This is a genomic window from Streptomyces sp. NPDC051582, from assembly GCF_040681715.1.
GTDB lineage: Bacteria > Actinomycetota > Actinomycetes > Streptomycetales > Streptomycetaceae > Streptomyces.
In genome coordinates, this window is sequence record NZ_JBFAZJ010000007.1 from 144,361 (window position 1) to 163,214 (window position 18,854).

Here is an 18,854-nt window from a genome sequence, read left to right on the forward strand (position 1 = left end):
GGCGACGATCGTTGCGGGCGCCGAAGACTTTGGAGGACAGCGCGCGGTCCCCGTGCCTTGCGAAGGTCTGAGCGTCAGTAGGACGGGCAGGGCGGAAGGTACGGAGGAACGGACGTGGCACAGCGCAACGGCTGTCTGATCGGCTGCGGGGTGGCGTTGGTGCTCGGCATCGCGGCCGTCGGGGCGCTCGTCTTCGGCGTCGGGAAAGTGGTGGACGCCGCGGGCGAGACCATCCTCGAACCCGGCGTCTACCAGGGCGTGAACCCGGGCGACCCGGAGGACGCGGTGCGCGCGAAGATGCCGTCCGGCGAGAGCTTCATGAAGGACGCCCTGAAGTCGGGCGGTCCGGCCGAACCCGAGGGCAGCGTCTGCTCCTGGTACGTGTCCGCCGAGGACGGTGACGGGGAAACGGTGTACCGCTTCTGCTTCAAGGACGCAAGACTCGCCGAAAAAGTCGCGTACCGGATGAAGTAGGGGGAGCGGCGGCCGCGCGCAGGCGCGTGAAGTCGGGCGAGAGGCGGGCCGCCACGGGTCGCGGCAGGCGGGCGAACTCCGCCTCGATCCAGGCGAGTACGGCCGCCTGCCGGCCCGCGTCGCACAGCGACAGGTGGAACACCAGCTGCCGCCACGCGCACGCGACCCTCTTGGGCGTCGCCGACCGGCGCCGCGCGGCGGTGAACGCCCCCCGTGCGAGCCCGTCCCACCCGGACGGCGGGTCGATGCCGACCACCCGCACGAGGGTGGCCATGTTGAACGTGGTGAGGACGCGGGCCTGTTCGCCGACGGCCGCCTCACGGGCGAGGGCGACGACCTCGGCCCCGTCCGGGGCGGTACGCCGGTCCGTGCGCAGCCCGGCCCGGCGGGCGCACAGCTCGGCGAACTCGGCCGGGTCGCCCCGTTCCGCCAGGTCCCGCAGCGCTGCGCAGTCGATGCCGTAGTAGCGGGCGTACGGGGTGTGCATGAGCAGGTCGGCCGCCGTCCACGCGGCGGGGAACAGGTCGGGATTCACCGCGTACGTCGTGGCGGAGGCGAACGGCTCGGTGAGGATCGGCGCCGGCAGCGCGGCCGCTTCCGCGAGCCGGGACAGCGTGAGCGCGAGCAGGTTCGGGATCCCGGCGCCGGGGAAGGCCTCCACGGCGAGTTCGCCGACGGCCCGCAGCTCCGCCAGGGCCCGCGCCGCGTCCCGGGGGATGGCCGCCGGGGACGCCAGCTCGGCCAGAACCTCCGCGGAGGGGATCGCCCCGTTCGCCGACAGGTCGCTCACGCGGGCGCGGAGGCCGCCGGGGCTCTGCGCGTGCTGCTCGTGCGGCCGGAGCCGGGGCCGCGGCCGGGGCAGGGCGGCCTGCGCGGCCTGCCCCGCGCGCAGCCGGTGGGCGAGCAGTTCGTCTTCGGACGGCCGCCAGACGGCCAGCGCTTCGCGCTGTGCCTCGACGGCGGGCCCGGGCCCCCGGAGCCGCTGGTCAGTGTTGTCTTCCATAGCCGGCGTGGCAGGTTCCGCCCCTGCGTCCTCCGACTGTGCAGGTCGGTGCTCTGGCTGCTGAGCTACACGCCGTGTGGGCCGAACTCAACCATCCCGAGGGCGCGCCTGCAACGGGTTTTGGGCGGCCGCCAGGTAAAGCGCATTAGTGCGCAGGCTCCCGGACCACCGATAAGGAGTCAACATCGGACATCTCCGCATGCGTTGTTACGGAATCGATATCACCTCCGAGAGGGTCGGGACTAAAGCGCATCAGTCCAGGTGGCTGCGGTGTTGACTTCACGAGTTCCCTCTGCCTGTGCACCACCTGCCGCCTTTCGTGACCCGCCGGTACCCGCCCATCCGTACTTCGGCCACATTGACGCGATCTGGATTTGGGGTCAGCGTGGGCTGCGCGCTCCGGCAGAGAGGCCGGAACTCCCCCCGAAGGTGGCGACGATGACCCGTTCGAACGCGACCCGTACCGCCGTCGCCACGCTCGTGGCCGGCACGTTCCTGTCGGTCTCCGCCTGCGGAGTCGGTGGCGCCGCGGACGTGCAGGAGGGCAGGAAGACCGGTGAGGTCTCCGGCGAGATCACCTTCCGCACCCTCCAGCTCAAGCCCAAGTTCACGGGGTACGTCCAAGGCGTCATAGACGCCTTCGAGAAGAAGTACCCCGGGGCGAAGGTCAGATGGGAGGACGTCCCCGGCGACGGCTACAACGAGAAGCTCGTCGCCGACGCCCAGGCCGGAGCCCTGCCCGACGTGGTCAACCTCTCCACCGACTCCTTCCAGCTCCTCGGCGACCGCGGCCTGCTCGCCGACGTCGCGGGGCTCGACCCCGAGGTCGCCAAGGAGTACGTCCCCGGGGCCTGGGAGCAGTTCAAGCTCCCGGGCAAGGGCGACGGCGTGTACGCGTACCCCTGGTACGTGACCCCGGAGATCCTCACGTACAACAAGGAGCTCTTCGAGAAGTCCGGGCTGGACCCGGCGCAGCCTCCCAAGAGCGTCGAGCAGTTCTTCGACTGTGCCGACAAGATCGCCGCCGCTTCCGGCGGCCGGTACTCCGCCTTCATGGCCGACCCCAAGGGCCGTCTGCCCGGGGACTGGCAGAAAATGGGCGTGCCGATCCTGAACGCCACGCAGGATCGTTTCGTCTTCGACACCCCCAAGGCCGTCGAATGGGTCGGGCGGATGAAGGACCTGTACGCCAAGGGCGCCATGCCCAAGGAGTCCCTCCTCAAGTCCGACGACATCAACCAGCTGTACGGCGGCGGCAAGCTGGTCTTCGGGCCCGGCTCCCCGGGCTTCGTCAAGGACATCAAGCAGAACGCCCCGCAGGTCTACGCCGGCACCCAGGTGGCGGCCGCCGTCACCGGCAAGCTGGGCCACATCGGCATCTACGCCCAGTCGCTCGGCATCAAGAAGGACACCAAGCACCTCGACGCGGCCACCGAGTTCGCGAAGTGGGTGACCAACGGTCCCAACCAGGTGGAGTTCTCGAAGAACGCGACCATCTACCCGTCCAACGCCCAGGGCCTGGCCGATCCGCGCTTCGCGGACCGGGGCGACGGCAAGGACGCCGAGACGGTCGCCCGCGCGGTCGGCGCCGAGGAGCTGGGGACCGCCGCGCTCGACGCCAACACCCCGGTCCAGTGGACCAACCAGGTCGGCGACGCGGTCGTCCGGGAGGTGCAGAAGGCGATCCAGGGCGAGCAGGACCCGCAGACGGCCGTGCGCAAGGCCCAGGAGGAGGCGAACCAGCTGCTCGCCAGGTCGGCGCGGAAATGACGCCGGGCCCCGCCCGCTCCGCCAGAGCGCGCCGCAAGGACCTCGCGGCCATGGAGGCCGAGACCGGTCTGGTCCACCGCACGTGGTGGACCCCCTACCTCTTCCTCGCCCCCGGCCTGGTGATGGTGGCCCTCTTCAGCCTCTGGCCGTTCGTCAACACCGTCGTCCTGTCCTTCACCGACGCCCAGATCCTGCGCGGCGGCACCTTCGTGGGCTTCGACAACTACACCCGGGCCTTCGCCGACCCCGACTTCTGGACCGCGACCGGCAACAGCGTGCTCTACCTGGTCGTCGTCGTACCGTGCCTGGTCCTCCTCCCGCTCGCCCTCGCCGTGCTCGTCCAGGCGAAGGTCCCCGGCATCGGGTTCTTCCGCTCCGCCCTCTACACCCCGGTGATCGCCTCCGCCGTGGTCGTGGGCCTGATCTGGCAGTGGGTGCTGCGCAGCGACGGGCTCGTCAACACCGTGTTCCGGGGGCTCGGCATCGTCTCGGAGCCGATCCCGTTCCTGACCGACAGCACCATGCTGCTGGTCTCCGCCATGATCGTGACCGTGTGGAAGGGGCTTGGCTACTACATGGTGTTCTACCTCGCCGCTCTCGGGAACGTATCGCCCTCGCTCCACGAGGCGGCCGCGCTCGACGGCGCCGGCCCCGTACGCCGCTTCTTCAGCATCACCGTCCCCCAGGTGAAGCCGATGATGCTGCTGGTGGGCACCCTGTCGGCCATTTCCGCACTGCGCGTCTTCACCGAGATCTACATCCTGGGCGGTGAGAGCGGCGGCCCCGGCGGCGGCGCCCGCACCCTGCCCTTCCTCATCCGGCAGGTCGGCCTCGGTTTCTCCGGCGAGACCGGCTACGCCTCCGCCATCTCGATCCTGCTGTTCCTGCTGACCCTGGTCTTCAGCCTGCTCGGCCGCCGCCTGTCGAAGGGGGACGAGAATTGACCACCACGCCCCGCGCACGGCTCGGGCTCGCAGCCCGGTACGCCACTCTGGTCCTGATGCTCCTCGTGATGCTCGGGCCGATCGCCTGGCAGTTCCTGGCCTCCATCCGCGGCCGCACCGAGAACGTGTACGACGGCGTGCTGCCCGAGCACCCCACCCTCGACAACTACGCGCTGGTCGCCGAGTCCTTCCCGCTGCTCCAGTACGTCGGCAACACCCTGATCGTGGCCGTCCTCGCGATCACCTCGAACATGCTCTTCGCGGCGATGGGCGGGTACGCGCTCTCCCGGGCCGGGTGGAAGGGCCGCACGTCCGTCTTCACGGTGCTGGTGGCCACCCTCATGTTCCCCTTCGAGTCCGTGATGATCTCGATGTTCCTGACCGTCCGGGAGATGGGCCTGGTCGACACCCTCATCGGCGTCTGGCTCCCCGGCGCCGTCTCCGTCCTGAACATCATGGTCATGCGCTCGGCCTTCCTCGCGGTGCCCCGGGAGGTGGAGGAGTCGGCGGTCCTGGACGGAGCCAACGAATGGACCCGCTTCACCCGGCTCTTCCTCCCCGCCGCCAAGGGGGCCCTGGCCGTCGTCTGCATCACCAGTTTCATGGGCGCCTGGGACGATTTCCTGTGGCCGCTGCTGGTCCTCACCAACAGCGACCACTACACCCTCCAGCTCGGCCTGAAGACCCTGGCCGGCGCCACCACCACCAACGACCAGCGGATCATCGCCGCCGGCGCGATGGCGGCGCTCCTGCCGATGATGCTGCTCTTCTTCGCCCTCCAGCGCCATTTCTTCAAGGGAGTGGGCGAGGGAGCCGTCAAGATCTGAGTCCGCACGACCTGCCGTCACGCCTCCGACCTGCCGTCACACGACCCCTCCCTCCCTTGGAGCAGCCGTCATGCACGACGACCGCAGCATCACCGAACACCGCCTGCGCCGGGTCCTCAAGGAGCGCATCAGGCCCGCCGTCCACTCCCGCCCGGTCCCGCTGGCGATCGAGCGCTGGGAGGCACCGGGCGAGCCCGTGCCGGTCACCGAGGGTCTCGCGGCCCCCTACGAAGCCTGCGCGATCGGCGAGACGTGGGGCCCGGCCTGGGGCACCACCTGGTTCAAGGTCACGGGCACCGTCCCGGCCGAGTGGGCGGGCCGTACGGTCGAGGCCGTCCTCGACCTCGGCTTCGACCGGATGATGCCCGGCTTCCAGTGCGAGGGGCTGGTCCACCGGGCCGACGGGAGCGAGGTCAAGGCGCTGAACCCGTACAACGACTGGGTGCGCGTCGCCGACTCGGCGGCCGGCGGCGAGCAGGTCGAGTGGTACGTGGAGGCCGCCTCCAACCCCGTCCTGGTGGACCACTCGGCCACGTACGAGGGGGACCGCCAGACCAGTGGCGACGAGCCCCTCTACCGGCTCGCCCGGATGGACCTCGCCGTCTTCGAGACCGAGGTCTGGGAACTCGTACAGGACCTGGAGGTCCTCCACGACCTCATGACGCAGCTCGGCGAGACCGATGCCCGGCGGTACGAGATCCTGCGCGCGCTCGACGCCGCGCTCGACGCGGTGGACCTCGGGGACGTCCCCGGGACGGCGGCCGCCGCCCGTACGCGCCTCACCGGCGTGCTCGCCGCCCCCGCCCGCGCCTCCGCGCACCGGATCAGCGCCATCGGGCACGCCCACATCGACTCCGCCTGGCTGTGGCCGCTGCGGGAGACCGTCCGCAAGGTCTCCCGCACCACCTCCAACATGGTCAACCTGATGGACGCGCACCCCGAGTTCGTCTTCGCCATGTCGCAGGCGCAGCAGCTGGACTGGATCAAGACCCACCGGCCCGAGCTCTTCGAGCGGATCAAGAAGAAGATCGCGGACGGGCAGTTCGTGCCGGTCGGCGGCATGTGGGTGGAGTCCGACACCAACATGGTCGGCGGGGAGGCGATGGCCCGTCAGTTCCTGTACGGGAAGAAGTTCTTCCTGGACGAGTTCGGAATCGAGACCCACAACGTCTGGCTGCCCGACTCCTTCGGGTACACCGCCGCGATGCCGCAGATCGTGAAGCTGTCCGGCTCGAAGTGGTTCCTGACGCAGAAGATCTGCTGGTCGCAGGTGAACGCCTTCCCGCACCACACCTTCTGGTGGGAGGGCATCGACGGCACCCGGGTCTTCACCCACTTCCCGCCCGTCGACACGTACAACAGCGACCTGGGTGGCGCCCAGTTGGCGCACGCCGCATCCAATTACCGTGAGAAGGGCCGGGGTTCACGCTCCCTGGTCCCCTTCGGCTGGGGCGACGGCGGGGGCGGTCCCACCCGCGAGCACCTGGCCCGCGCCAGGCGCCAGCGCGATCTCGAAGGCTCCCCGCGCGTGGAGATCGAGCGGCCCGACGCCTTCTTCGAGAAGGCGCACGCCGAGTACGCGGACGCGCCCGTCTGGGCCGGCGAGCTGTACCTGGAGCTGCACCGCGGCACGTACACCTCGCAGGCCAAGACCAAGCAGGGCAACCGGCGCAGCGAATCGCTGCTGCGCGAGGCCGAGTTGTGGGCGGCCACCGCCGCCGTCCGGGTGCCGGGGTACGGGTATCCGTACGAGGACCTGGAGCGGATCTGGAAGACCGTGCTGCTCCACCAGTTCCACGACATCCTTCCAGGGTCGTCGATCGCCTGGGTGCACCGCGAGGCGCGCGCGACGTACACGAAGGTGCGGGAGGAACTGCGCGGCATCACGCTGGCCGCGCAGACCGCCCTGGCCGGGGAGGGCGCGGCCGAGCTGGTCTTCAACTGCGCCCCGCACGCGCGGCGCGGTGTCCCGGCCGGCGGCGCCGGCCCGGCTCAGGCACCGGCCGGCCGGCAGCAGGTCACCGTGGAGGAGCGGCACGGCGGCGGGCACGTCCTCGCCAACGGGCGGCTTCTGGTGGAGGTCGACGGCCGCGGGCTGATCGTCTCGGCGTACGACCTGGAGGCGCGGCGGGAGGCGCTGGCCCCGGGGCGGGCCGCGAACCTGCTCCAGATCCACCCCGACTTCCCGAACATGTGGGACGCGTGGGACATCGACGCCTTCTACCGCAACAGCGTGAGCGACCTGGTGGAGCTGGACGCGCTGGAGGTGGCCGAGGCCGGACCGGACGCGGTGACGGTCCGCGTCTCCCGCACCTTCGGCCGCTCGGCGGCCGTCCAGTCGATCACGCTGCGGGCCGGGGCCAAGACCGTGGACCTGCTCACGGAGGTGGACTGGCACGAGACGGAAAAGTTCCTGAAGGCCGCCTTCCCGCTCGACGTGAAGGCCGAACGGTCCGCCTCGGAGACCCAGTTCGGGCACGTGTACCGGGCGACGCACACCAACACCTCGTGGGAGGCGGCGAAGTTCGAGATCTGCGCGCACCGGTGGATCCACGTGGCGGAGCCGGGGTGGGGGACGGCGATCCTCAACGACTCCACGTACGGCCACGACGTGACCCGCGACATGCGGCCGGACGGCGGTCAGACCACGACGGTCCGCCTTTCGCTCCTGCGGGCACCGCGCTATCCGGACCCGGAGACCGACCAGGGCGCCCACACCCTGAGGTTCTCGCTGGCGCCGGGCGCGGAGATCGCGGACGCGGTCCGCGAGGGCCACGCGCTGAACCTGCCGGAGCGGGTGGTGCCCGGCGCGGGCCCGGTCGCCCCGCTGCTGGCCGTCGACGACGACGCGGTCGTGGTGGAGGCGGTCAAACTGGCCGAGGACCGCAGCGGCGACGTGATCGTCCGCCTCTACGAATCCCGCGGGGGCCGCGCGACGGCCTCCCTGACGGCCGGCTTCGCGCTCTCCGGGGCGTTCGAGACCGACCTCCTGGAACGGCCGCTGCCGGGCCCGGCCGTCGCCGCGCCGGCGGCGGACGGCACGGTCGCCCTGACACTGCGCCCGTTCCAGATCGTCACGGTCCGCCTGCGCCGGGTGTGACCCGGCGGGCACGGTCCGGCAGGGGTGACCCGGCAAGCGACCCGGCGGGCGTGAACTCCGCCACTTGGTTATGCACCTAGTTGCACAATCGGGCCCTCCTCGCCTAGAACAGGTTCATCACCCCCGCGCGAGGAGGCGCCCCTCATGAGTTCCCAGAGCCGGTACCCGCACCTGCTGAGCCCCCTGGACCTCGGCTTCACCACGCTGCCGAACCGCGTGATCATGGGGTCGATGCACACCGGCCTCGAAGAGCACCAGGGCGGCTTCGAGCGGCTGGCCGCCTTCTACGCCGAGCGCGCACGCGGCGGCGCCGGCCTGATCGTCACCGGCGGCATCGCCCCGAACGACGCCGGCCGCCCCTTCGAGGGCGGGTCCCGCCTCACCAACGAGGAGGAGGCCGCCGAGCACCGGGTGATCACCGATGCCGTGCACGCCGAGGGCGGAAAGATCGCGATGCAGATCCTCCACTTCGGCCGCTACGCCTACCACAAGGACCTGGTCGCCCCCAGCGCCATCCAGGCGCCCATCAGCCCCTTCGTCCCGAACGAGCTGAGCGACATCGAGGTCGAGCGCACCGTCGAGGACTTCGTCCGCGCGGCCCGCCTCGCCAAGCTGGCCGGCTACGACGGCGTCGAGATCATGGGCTCCGAGGGCTACCTGATCAACGAGTTCATCGCCGCCGCCACCAACAAGCGCACCGACCGCTGGGGCGGCGCCTACGAGAACCGCATGCGCTTCCCGCTGGAGATCGTCCGGCGTACCCGCGCGGCCGTCGGCGAGGACTTCATCCTCGTCTACCGCCTCTCGATGCTCGACCTGATCCCCGGCGGCTCCACCCTCGACGAGGTCGTCCGCCTCGCCAAGGAGATCGAGGCGGCCGGCGCCACGATCATCAACACCGGCATCGGCTGGCACGAGGCCCGCATCCCCACCATCGCCACCTCCGTCCCGCGCGGCGCCTACACCTGGGTCACCAAGCGGCTGATGGGCGCGGTCTCCGTCCCCCTCGTCACCAGCAACCGCATCAACACCCCGGAGAAGGCCGAGGAGATCCTCGCCGACGGCCGCGCCGACCTGGTCTCCCTGGCACGCCCCTTCCTCGCCGACGCCGACTTCGTCGCCAAGGCCGCGGCCGGCCGCTCCGAGACCATCAACACCTGCATCGGCTGCAACCAGGCCTGCCTCGACCACACCTTCAGCGGCAAGATCACCAGCTGCCTGGTCAACCCGCGCGCCTGCCACGAGACCGAACTCGTGCTGTCGCCCACGAAGCTGAAGAAGCGCGTCGCCGTCGTCGGCGCCGGCCCGGCCGGCCTCGCCTGCGCCGTCTCCGCCGCCGAACGCGGCCACGCCGTCACCCTCTTCGAGGCCTCCGGCCACATCGGCGGACAGCTCGACATCGCCCGCCGCATCCCCGGCAAGGAGGAGTTCGAGGAGACCATCCGCTACTTCGGCACCCAGCTCGCCGCCCACGCCGTCGACGTCCGGCTGAACACCCGCGCCGACGTCCCGACCCTTCAGGGCTACGACGAGGTCGTGGTCGCCACCGGCGTCACCCCCCGCACCCCCGACATCGAGGGCGTCGAGCACGCCAACGTCGTCAACTACCTCGACGTGCTGCGCGACGGCGCCCCCGTCGGCGAACGCGTCGCCGTCGTCGGCGCCGGCGGCATCGGCTTCGACGTCGCCGAGTTCCTCACCGACAGCGGCGAGGGCGCCTCCCAGGACCCCGGGACGTACTTCCGCCACTGGGGCGTGGACACCGCGTACGCCGGTCCCGGCGGGCTCACCGCCCCCGAGCGGCCCGCGCCCCCGCGCCGGGTCCACCTCCTCCAGCGCAAGACCACCAAGGTCGGCGCGGGCCTCGGCACCACCACCGGCTGGATCCACCGCGCGGAGCTCAAGCACCGCGGTGTGGTCTCGGTCGCGGGCGCCACGTACGACCGGATCGACGACGAGGGCCTGCACATCACCGTCGGGGACGAGCAGCGGCTGGTGCCCGCCGACACGGTGGTGCTCTGCACCGGCCAGGAGCCGCGCCGGGACCTGTACGAGGCCCTGCTCGCGGCCGGCGCCCGGCCGCACCTCATCGGCGGCGCCGACGTGGCCGCCGAACTGGACGCCAAGCGGGCGATCCGCCAGGGCACGGAACTGGCAGCGACCCTCTGACCGACCGGTCCGGGAGTCGCGGTGCGGTACGCCCGGGACGAGGCCGTCGCTGACCTGCTGGGCCTGCTGGGCCTGCTGGGCCGGCTGGAACGCGCAGTGCGCTGAAAGACGTTGTGGCGCCCGGGCCCCGGGCGCCACAATCTGCGGGTGACCTTGACACCCGCAGACGCAGACAAGATCCTCGCCGACAACTTCGCCCCGTGGGTGCTCGCCCTCGGGCTGACCGTCCAGGAGACGGGCGAGCGGCACGCCGTACTGCGGCTGCCCTGGTCCGAGGCGCTGGCCCGGGACGGCGGCGGCATGTCCGGCCAGGCCCTGATGGCGGCCGCCGACACCGCCACCGTCATCGCGATCTCCGCGGCGCGCGGGGCGTACGGCCCGATGACCACCGTCCAGCAGTCGACCAGCTTCCAGCGGCCGGTGGTCGGCGCGGACGTGCTGATCGGGGTCCGGGTGACCAAGCTGGGCAAGCGCATGGCCTTCGCCGACATCACCATGACCCCCGAGGGCGCCGACGAGCCGTCCGCGACGGCGTCGACGGTCTACGCCCTGCTGGGCTGAGCCGCAGTGGTGGCCCCGGTCGGTCCCCCCTCGCTCTGGCGCAACCGCGACTTCAACGTCTTCTGGCTCGGCCAGGCGCTGTCCGTCCTCGGTGGGTCGATCTCGCTGCTCGCGCTGCCCGTGCTGGTCCTGGAAGCCACCGGGTCCGTGGTCCAGATGGGCCTGGTCACGGTGATCTCGGGGGTCTGCTCCATCGGGACCGGCCTGTTCGCCGGGTACGTGGTGGACCGGACGGACCGGCGCCGCCTGATGATCGCCTGCGATCTCGCACGGGCGCTGCTGCTGGGCGCGGTCCCGCTGATCTGGCTGGCGGGGCCGCGGATCTGGGTGCTGTACGTGCTGACGGCGCTGGTCACCGTCCTGAAGACGCTGTTCGACGTGGCGTACGTGACGGCGGTGCCGCACCTGGTGCCCACCGGGCACCTGACCGCCGCCAACGGGAGGCTGACGGCGGCGTTCGCCTTCGGGACCCTGTGCGGGCCGGCGGCGGCGGGGTTCATCGCCGCCGCGGTGGGCGCGGACTGGGCGCTGGGGGTGGACGGGGCGACCTTCCTCGTCTCGGCCGCGAGCCTGCGGTGGGTGACCTTCGGCCGGGCCGGCGACGAGGCCGGGGCCGGGGCCGGGGCCGGTGCGTCGCGGGCCCGCGAGGCGGCGCCCGGGAAGCTGCGCGAGATGTTCGTGGAGGGGTTCCGCTTCCTGTGGGCCCATCCGGTGCTGCGGGCGCTGACCGTCCTGCTCACGCTGCTGACCTTCGTCACGGTGGGCGCCACCGACCTGCTGATCTTCCGGGTCCGGGAGGAGCTGGGGCAGGGCAAGGCCACCGTCGGACTCGTCATCGCCCTGAGCGGGCTCGGGGTCGTCTGCGCGGCCCTCGCGGCCGCGCCGCTGCGCCGGACCTTCGGCTTCGGGACGTGCTGGCTGGGCTCGACGGCCCTGATCGGCGGGGCGGTGGTGGTGACCGGCGTGAGCGGGAGCCTGCCGGTGATCACCGTGGCGGCCGCGGTGTTCATGTTCGGGCTGACCCTCGGCGCGGTCTGCTCCCTGACCCTGCGCCAGGAGGTGACTCCGGACGCGCTGCTCGGGCGGGTCACCTCCGCCTTCTGGACCGTGCACGGTGCCTCCGGTCCGGTGGGCGCGGCCGCCCTCACCGTGCTGGCCGGCCGGCACGGGGTGCCCGCGGTCAGTGTGGGCGCGGGGGCGTTCTGCCTGCTCATCGTCGGGGCGGGGCTGCTGACACCGCTGCGGGGAACCCGGATCGGGGCGGCCCCGGCCCCGGCCCAGGACCCCGCGGCCCGCGCGGCGCGCGCATAGGGTGCGGGTCTGCGATCGTGGAGCGCGGGGAAGCGTACGGAGGAGCAGTCATGTCCGGACAGTTCGAGTCGACCGTCGAGATCGACCGGCCCGTCGGGGAGGTCTTCGCCTACCTGGCCGACGGCCGCAACGACCCGAAGTTCAGCCCGAGGGTCCAGGAGATCAGCAAGACGCCCGACGGCCCGACCGCAGTGGGCACGGTCTTCCGCAGCACGGTGAAGGACGCCGGGATGAAGACCGGCCGTGAGTTCCGCATCACCGGCTTCGAGCCGGAGAAGCTGGTCCGCTGGACGGAGCAGAGCAAGAACCTGGTCACGGCCGAGGGCGGATACGACTTCGAAGCCCTTCCCTGCGGCCGTACCCGGGTCCGCATCTTCAACACCCTCGAAGGACACGGTCTCGGCAAGCTGCTGGTGGGCTTGGCCGTGAGCGCGGCCCGCAAGGACGCGCCCGACTTCGGCCGCCGGATCAAGGCCGCCGCGGAGGCGTCCTGAGCGGCGGCCGGAGCCGTCGGGGTCAGAACCTCCCGTCCGCCAGGACCGGGAAGCGCCGCGGCGACTGCGGGGCGATCTCCGAGCGGCGCTCCTGCGCGGCCGGCGCCGCCTGGCAGGTCACGTCCCGCGCGGGCAGCCTGCCCGTCGTGAGGTAGGCGTCGACCGTGGCGTTGGCGCAGGAGTTCGGGTCCGCGAGGTACACGCCGTGGCCCTCACCGCCCATCGCGAGCACCATCCGCGATCCCCCCAGCGCCTTGTGCAGGCCCAGGCCGCTGGCCAGCGGGGTCTGGGAGTCCCACTCGTTCTGCACGGTCAGCACGTTGGTCTTCGTCTTCATGGCCGTCGGCGGCTCGATCGGCCGCTGCCAGTACGCGCACGGCTTGATGTTCGACGCGAAGTCCCCGTACAGCGGGTACTTCGCCTTGTCGCGCGCCGCCTCCCGCGCGTACTGCTCCGGGTAGCGGGGCCATTCCGTGTCCCCGCACACCACGGCCCAGAACACGGCCGTGCCGTTGTCCGAGGCCGGCTCGGCGGCCGGCTTCAGCAGCTTGCGCTGCGCCTCGGTCAGCCGGACGGGTTTGCCGTCGGCCGCGTCCTTGAGCGCCTTGACCAGGGGAGCCGCCTGCGAGGGAGAGAAGAAGAGACCGCGCGCGGTGCGGATGTCATCGCCCGTGAGCTTGGCGCCCTCGAACTCGATCGGCTGCCGGTCCGCCCGGGCCACGAGGTCCCAGAAGGTCTTGGAGACCGCGTCCGGGGTCTCGCCGAGCCCGTAGTCGCCCGAGCGCTCGGCCGTCCACTGCGCCCACCGCTTGAAGGCGGGCTCCGCCTCGGTCGCCCACACCTGGATCATGCCCCGCCAGATGCGCTGCGGGTCCACGCCGCTGTCGAGCACGAAGCGGTCGCTGCGGTCCGGGAACATCTGCGTGTACACCGCGCCCAGGTAGGTCCCGTACGAGTAGCCGACGTACGAGATCTTCTTCTCGCCCAGCGCCGCGCGGATCGCGTCCATGTCGCGCGCGGTGTTGCGGGTGGTGATGAACGGCAGGACCGAGCCCGACTTCTCGCGGCACTTGTCCGCGACGGTACGGGCCCAGGCCACGTCCGCCGGGAACGTCTCCTCCTTGTACGGACGGTCGAAGTTCTGCTCGACGTCGGTCATTCCGCAGGTGATGGGCGTGGACGCGCCGACCCCGCGCGGGTCGAAGCCGATCAGGTCGTACCGGTCGCGTACGTCCTTCGGCATCAGCTCGTTCATCATCAGCGGCAGATCGAGCCCGGTACCGCCCGGCCCGCCCGGGTTGAGCAGCATGGCGCCGTGCCGTTTGGCCGGGTTCTCGCTCTTGATCCGCGATATCGCGAGGTCGATCGTGCGGCCCTGCGGACGCCGGTAGTCGAGCGGGACCTTGATCGTCGCGCACTCGTACGAGGCGGGCTGATCGGTGCTGCACCGCTGCCACGCCGGCTTCTGCGGCGTGTACTCCGCGGCCGGGGCGGCGGTGGCCCGTGTCGCGGAGAGCAGGGGGACGGTGGTCGCGACGAGACCGGCGGCGGCGAGCATGGGTGCGAGGCGTTTCATGTTCACGAAGAGCCGTTTCCTTCCGTGAATGCGATGGCCTCACCACCTTGTTGTACGAAGGGCCCCGGGCGAATCATCCCCGGGGGCCGGTCGGCATGCGTCTCACGAATGAGCTCAAATTCGGACAACTGGCCGATACGCGAGTGGAATTGATGGCCTGCCAGATGCTGAATGCCTAGGGGTGGCCGCAAAGTGGCGGCGTCCGCCCGCCGCGGGGCGGGCAGGACTCTGCGGACACCCCCTAAGGGTCAGGCGCCGCCGGTGACGCGCTCGATCGCGACCATCGCCGCGTCGTCGCCCAGGCTGCCGCCCGGGGAGTGGGCCAGCAGGTCCGCGCAGAGATGGCGCAGCAGGGCGTCCGGGCCGTCCCCCGGCCAGTCGGCGGCCCGCTCCGGCAGCGGGTAGAAGGCGCCCCCGGCGTCGCGGGCCTCGATGACGCCGTCCGTGTAGAGCAGGATCACGTCGCCCGGCTCGAAGGAGAAGGACTGCGGGGCGAAGCCGGTGTCCACGTACTGGGTCAGGCCCAGCGGCGGCGCCGGGTGGTCCACCTCAAGGGGGATGACCCGCCCTCCCCGCAGCAGCAGGGGCGGCGGGTGCCCGCAGCTGATGAGCCGTACCGTCATCTCCCGATCGGGGATGTCCAGCACCGCCGCCGTGGTGAACGCCTCGCCGGGGTCCCCGGGCGGCTCGTCCGCGCCGTCCGGGTCCGCGGCCACGGCGGACTCCAGGTACGCGACCAGCGTGGGCAGGTCCGCCTCCTGATGGGCGGCGGCCCGGAACGCGCCGAGCACCAGCGCGGCGTCCCCGACCGCCTCCAGACCCTTGCCGCGGACGTCGCCGACGATCAGCCGGGTGCCGTGCGGGGTGCGGGTGGCGGCGTACAGGTCCCCGCCGATCTGGGCCTCCGCCTCCGCCGCCAGGTACACGGAGGCCAGGCGCAGCGGACCCATCCGGTCCCGCAGCGGCCTCAGGACCACCTCCTGCGCGGCCACGGCCACCGAGCGCAGCTGCGTCAGCTGCTTCTCGTGGACCTCGCGCAGATGCGCGAAGAAGGTGACGAAGGCCGAGATCAGGACCAGCGCGATGATCTGGAAGGTGTGGTTCAGGTCGGTGGCGGTGGTCCGCACCACGGCGACCGTCACCTGGGCCGCGACGGCCACCGCCCCGACGAACCCCGTCATCCGGGGACCGGCGAAGGAGGCGGTGACCGCCGGGGCCGCGACCAGGAACGGCCCCAGGTGGACATCGGGCGGAGCCAGGACGTCGACCACCGTGACGGCCGCGATCAGCGCGAAGGGAACCGCCAGCAGGGGCAGGCGCGGTTCGCCGACGTGGCGCTGGCTCGGATGCGGCGGCCGGTGGTCCATGACTCCTGAATACACCGCGGCCCTCGTTCCCGCGCTCCGTCGTACGGCCGTATCGGGGGGCGGCCGCGCTGCCGGTCCGGGGGAGTGGGGGGAGGATGGGAGCACCCCGGGCGCGGACCCGGGGAGTGGAGACCGAGCAGGCCGATGCACCGCCCCCGTGGCAGTGGAAGGGAAGGAGCGCCCGGCATGAGTAAGGCGGACGCCTCCTCTGCCGCCCCGGAACCGGTTCGGCCGGGCGCCGCTGCCCGGCCCGCCGACGGGGCACCCTCCGACGGCCTCTCCGTCGACCCCGCCACCGGGCCCGGTCTGCTCGACGTGCTCGGCGTCGCGGGGGTCGTCCTCGACGCACACGGGCGGATCACCCTGTGGAGCCCGCAGGCCGAGGAACTGTTCGGCTACACCGCGAGCGATGCGCTCGGGCGGTTCGCGGCGGAGCTGATCGTGGACGAGCAGAACCTGGCCCTGGTCCTCTCCCTCTTCGAGGAGGTGATGACCGGCAGCGGCTCCTGGGCCGGGGCGTTCCCCGTACGGCACAAGGACGGCAGCACCCGCCTGGTGGAATTCCGCAACATGCGGCTGGAGGACAGCGAGGGGCGCCGCTACGCCCTCGGCATCGCCTCCGACCAGGCCACCGTGCGGCGCGTGGAACGCGACCTGGCCCTGTCGATGCGGCTCGTCGCGCAGTCCCCCATCGGCCTGGCCGTCCTGGACACGGAACTGCGCTACGTCCTGGTCAACCCCGCCCTGGAACGGATCAACGGGCTGCCCGCCGCCGGGCACATGGGACTGCGCCTCCACGAGGTTCTGCCGTATGTCGACACCGGGTCCATCGAGGCCGCCATGCGCGAGGTCCTGTCCACCGGCCGGCCGCAGCTGAACCGGTTCACCACCGGCCGGACGCCCGCCGACCCCGATGAGGAGCACGCCTGGTCGCTCTCCCTCTACCGGCTCGACGACCCGGCGGGGCGGCCGCTCGGGGTCGCCGCCTCCATCGTCGACGTCACCGAGCAGCACAAGACCTCGACGGCCGTCGCCCTGGCCCGCCAGCGGCTCGCCCTGATCGCCGACGCCTCCGTACGCATCGGCACCACGCTCGACCTCTGGGTCACCGCGCGCGAGCTCGGCGAGATCGCCGTGCCGCAGCTCGCCGACCTCGCCACCGTCGACATCCTGGACGCCGTTCTGACGGGCGACCACCTGCCCGGGGCCCCGGCCGACGAGACGGTGCGCTTCCGCGCCCTCGCCGTCAAGGCGGCCCGCGCGACCCCCGCCACCCTCGCGGTGGACCCGGTCGGCTCGATCGCCCGCTACGACACCACCCGCGTGGTCACCCAGTGCGTACGGGCCGCCCGGCCGGTGCTCGTGGCGGAGGTCACGGAGGCCGATCTGCCCAGCGTCGCCCGCGACGCCGACGCCGCGGCGCTCCTCGCCGCCGCCGGGCTGCACTCGTACCTCGCCGTACCGCTCATCGCCCGGGGCGAGGTCATCGGCGCCCTCGGGCTCCTGCGCACGGACAACCCGCTGCCGTTCGACCACGACGACGTCCTGCTCGCCAGCGAACTCGCGGCCCGCGCGGCCGTCTGCATCGACAACGCCCGCTGGTACCAGAAGCAGCGCCGCGCCGCCCTCGCCCTCCAGCGCCACCTGCTGCCCCACCACCCCACCCCCACCCCGGGCCTGGAGATCGCCTACCGCTACCAGCCCGCCGAGGCGGCCGGCGAGGTGGGCGGCGACTGGTTCGACGTCATCCCGCTGCCCGGGGACAAGACCGCCCTGGTGGTCGGTGACGTCATGGGCAGCGGCATCAACGCCGCCGCCACCATGGGCCAACTGCGCACCGCCGCCCGCACCCTGGCGGAGCTCGACCTCGATCCCGCCACCGTCCTGACCCGGCTCGACCACACCGCCACCGGGCTCGGGCACACCATGGCCACCTGCGTGATCGCCGTGTACGACCCGCACCGGGGCCGGTGCCGCATCGCGACCGCCGGCCACCTGCCGCCCGTACGGACCAGCCCCGGGCGCCCGCCCGAGCTGCTCGACCTGCCGACCGGGGCGCCCCTGGGTGTCGGCGGCGTTCCCTTCGAGGCCACCGCCCTGGACCTGGGCGTCGGCGACCAGCTCGTCCTCTACACGGACGGACTCGTGGAAACCCGGGACGAGGACATCGACATCCGGCTCCAGGCGCTCACGGCCCTGCTCCACGACGCGGCCCGTCCCCTTGAGGAGACCTGCGACCTGCTGCTGGCGGAGCTGCGGCAGCCGGACGGCCGCGACGACGTGGCCCTGCTCGTGGCCCGCACCCGACCGCTGCCCGAGGCTCCCCAGAGCTAGGGCTCGCGAACGGTACCAGCCTTTCAGGGCGTTGACCGGATGTTTGTCCATTCGTGATGGTCCTTCCAAACAGGCACCACAACTGGCACTAGCGTCCCGTGGCACCCGGGGAGCGCGGGTGCATTGGACACGGGCAACTGCCGGAGCCCGAGCCGGCGCACCCCCTCCCGGTCCACGCAGCAAGGAGGCACAGTGCTGTCTATCCGTCGGTCGGCCGTCGGCAGCATGTCGGTGGCATCGAGGCACGTGATGGCGACCGGCGTCGTCATCGGCGCCCTCGCGTTCACCCTGATCGCGTTGTTGATCCCCGTGCAGAAGTTCGGCGGGTCGAACGCCGCGGCCGCCACGGCTCCGGCGGCCGAGGACGACGGCGCCGGTATCCAGAGCACGGCCTTCGGGCCGCTCACCCCCCAGGACCGGGACTTCGTCCGCAAGGTGCGGCTCGCCGGCCTGTGGGAGCTGCCCGCGGGCCGGCAGGCCATGCAGCGCAGTACACGGCCCGCCATCCGCACCGCGGGGGAGCACCTCGTCGAAGGCCACACCGAACTGGACCGCAGGGTCATGGAGGTGAGCCAGGCCCTCGGCATGGAGATCCCCAACCAGCCCAGCGCACAGCAGCAGGGCTGGCTCGACCAGATGGACAGGGCCCAAGGCCCCCAGTACGAGCAGCTGTTCGTCCAGCTGCTGCGCAGGGCCCACGGCAAGGTGTTCGCACTCGTGGCCCAGATCCGGGCGCAGACCCGCAATTCCCAGGTACGGGCCCTGGCCACGGATGCCAACAACACCGTCCTGGACCACATCACGGTCCTTGAGGCCAGTGGGCTCGTCGACTTCGACGGCCTCGCGGACGCCCCGTCGGGCACCCCCTCCGCACCCGCCCCCGCCTCCTCCCCCTATTCCCGACCGACGAAGTGAAGTGATCGC

14 protein-coding genes and 1 tRNA gene are annotated in these 18,854 nt (G+C 71.9%); 11 read left to right on the forward strand and 4 right to left on the reverse strand.

Annotated features, from left to right (window positions below; all coding sequences use genetic code 11):
- Window positions 1-114 precede the first annotated feature (114 nt).
- On the forward strand, window positions 115-474 hold the full coding sequence (locus tag AB0M92_RS12325) for a hypothetical protein (RefSeq protein WP_366102056.1): 360 nt from the start codon (window positions 115-117) through the stop codon (window positions 472-474).
- Here AB0M92_RS12325 and AB0M92_RS12330 read toward each other — a convergent pair.
- Together AB0M92_RS12330 and AB0M92_RS12335 are read right to left on the reverse strand one after the other, a co-directional pair.
- Complete coding sequence (locus AB0M92_RS12330) at window positions 428-1,477, reverse strand: hypothetical protein (protein WP_366102058.1); 1,050 nt, start codon at window positions 1,475-1,477, stop codon at window positions 428-430. The two genes, AB0M92_RS12325 and AB0M92_RS12330, sit on opposite strands and share 47 nt — an antisense overlap.
- A 2-nt stretch (window positions 1,478-1,479) precedes the next feature.
- Window positions 1,480-1,552 (reverse strand) — tRNA-Cys (locus AB0M92_RS12335).
- Between the two features lie 363 nt (window positions 1,553-1,915).
- Between AB0M92_RS12335 and AB0M92_RS12340 the strand changes: the two genes are divergently transcribed.
- The 8 genes from AB0M92_RS12340 to AB0M92_RS12375 all read left to right on the forward strand — a co-directional run bounded on the left by AB0M92_RS12340 (window position 1,916) and on the right by AB0M92_RS12375 (window position 12,653).
- Window positions 1,916-3,247, forward strand: coding sequence for a sugar ABC transporter substrate-binding protein (locus tag AB0M92_RS12340; protein WP_366102059.1), 1,332 nt, complete (start codon window positions 1,916-1,918; stop codon window positions 3,245-3,247).
- 50 nt (window positions 3,248-3,297) lie between these two features.
- On the forward strand, window positions 3,298-4,191 hold the full coding sequence (locus AB0M92_RS12345) for a sugar ABC transporter permease (protein WP_366102163.1): 894 nt from the start codon (window positions 3,298-3,300) through the stop codon (window positions 4,189-4,191).
- Window positions 4,188-5,018, forward strand: a complete 831-nt coding sequence (locus tag AB0M92_RS12350; protein ID WP_366102060.1) for a carbohydrate ABC transporter permease — start codon at window positions 4,188-4,190, stop codon at window positions 5,016-5,018. The genes AB0M92_RS12345 and AB0M92_RS12350 overlap by 4 nt, the downstream gene beginning before the upstream one ends.
- A gap of 70 nt (window positions 5,019-5,088) precedes the next feature.
- Window positions 5,089-8,118, forward strand: coding sequence for a glycoside hydrolase family 38 C-terminal domain-containing protein (locus tag AB0M92_RS12355; RefSeq protein WP_366102061.1), 3,030 nt, complete (start codon window positions 5,089-5,091; stop codon window positions 8,116-8,118).
- Between the two features lie 144 nt (window positions 8,119-8,262).
- On the forward strand, window positions 8,263-10,287 hold the full coding sequence (locus tag AB0M92_RS12360; protein WP_366102062.1) for an NADPH-dependent 2,4-dienoyl-CoA reductase: 2,025 nt from the start codon (window positions 8,263-8,265) through the stop codon (window positions 10,285-10,287).
- A gap of 147 nt (window positions 10,288-10,434) precedes the next feature.
- Complete coding sequence (locus AB0M92_RS12365) at window positions 10,435-10,848, forward strand: PaaI family thioesterase (protein ID WP_366102063.1); 414 nt, start codon at window positions 10,435-10,437, stop codon at window positions 10,846-10,848.
- Between the two features lie 9 nt (window positions 10,849-10,857).
- Window positions 10,858-12,159: an MFS transporter gene (locus AB0M92_RS12370; RefSeq protein WP_366102064.1), complete on the forward strand. Its 1,302-nt coding sequence runs from the start codon at window positions 10,858-10,860 to the stop codon at window positions 12,157-12,159.
- Between the two features lie 50 nt (window positions 12,160-12,209).
- Complete coding sequence (locus AB0M92_RS12375; protein WP_366102066.1) at window positions 12,210-12,653, forward strand: SRPBCC family protein; 444 nt, start codon at window positions 12,210-12,212, stop codon at window positions 12,651-12,653.
- 22 nt (window positions 12,654-12,675) lie between these two features.
- On the opposite strand, the gene AB0M92_RS12380 is transcribed toward AB0M92_RS12375, so the two are convergent.
- On the reverse strand, window positions 12,676-14,229 hold the full coding sequence (locus AB0M92_RS12380) for an alpha/beta hydrolase (RefSeq protein ID WP_366102164.1): 1,554 nt from the start codon (window positions 14,227-14,229) through the stop codon (window positions 12,676-12,678).
- A 248-nt stretch (window positions 14,230-14,477) separates the two neighbouring features.
- The gene (locus tag AB0M92_RS12385) at window positions 14,478-15,596 is read right to left on the reverse strand and encodes a PP2C family protein-serine/threonine phosphatase (RefSeq protein ID WP_366102067.1); all 1,119 of its coding nucleotides are present in this window, start codon (window positions 15,594-15,596) and stop codon (window positions 14,478-14,480) included.
- A 186-nt stretch (window positions 15,597-15,782) separates the two neighbouring features.
- Here AB0M92_RS12385 and AB0M92_RS12390 point away from each other — a divergent pair, with 186 nt between their 5' ends.
- Both AB0M92_RS12390 and AB0M92_RS12395 read left to right on the forward strand, forming a co-directional pair.
- On the forward strand, window positions 15,783-17,930 hold the full coding sequence (locus AB0M92_RS12390; protein WP_366102068.1) for a SpoIIE family protein phosphatase: 2,148 nt from the start codon (window positions 15,783-15,785) through the stop codon (window positions 17,928-17,930).
- Window positions 17,931-18,122: 192 nt separating this feature from the next.
- Window positions 18,123-18,845: a DUF4142 domain-containing protein gene (locus AB0M92_RS12395; protein ID WP_366102069.1), complete on the forward strand. Its 723-nt coding sequence runs from the start codon at window positions 18,123-18,125 to the stop codon at window positions 18,843-18,845.
- Window positions 18,846-18,854 lie beyond the last annotated feature (9 nt).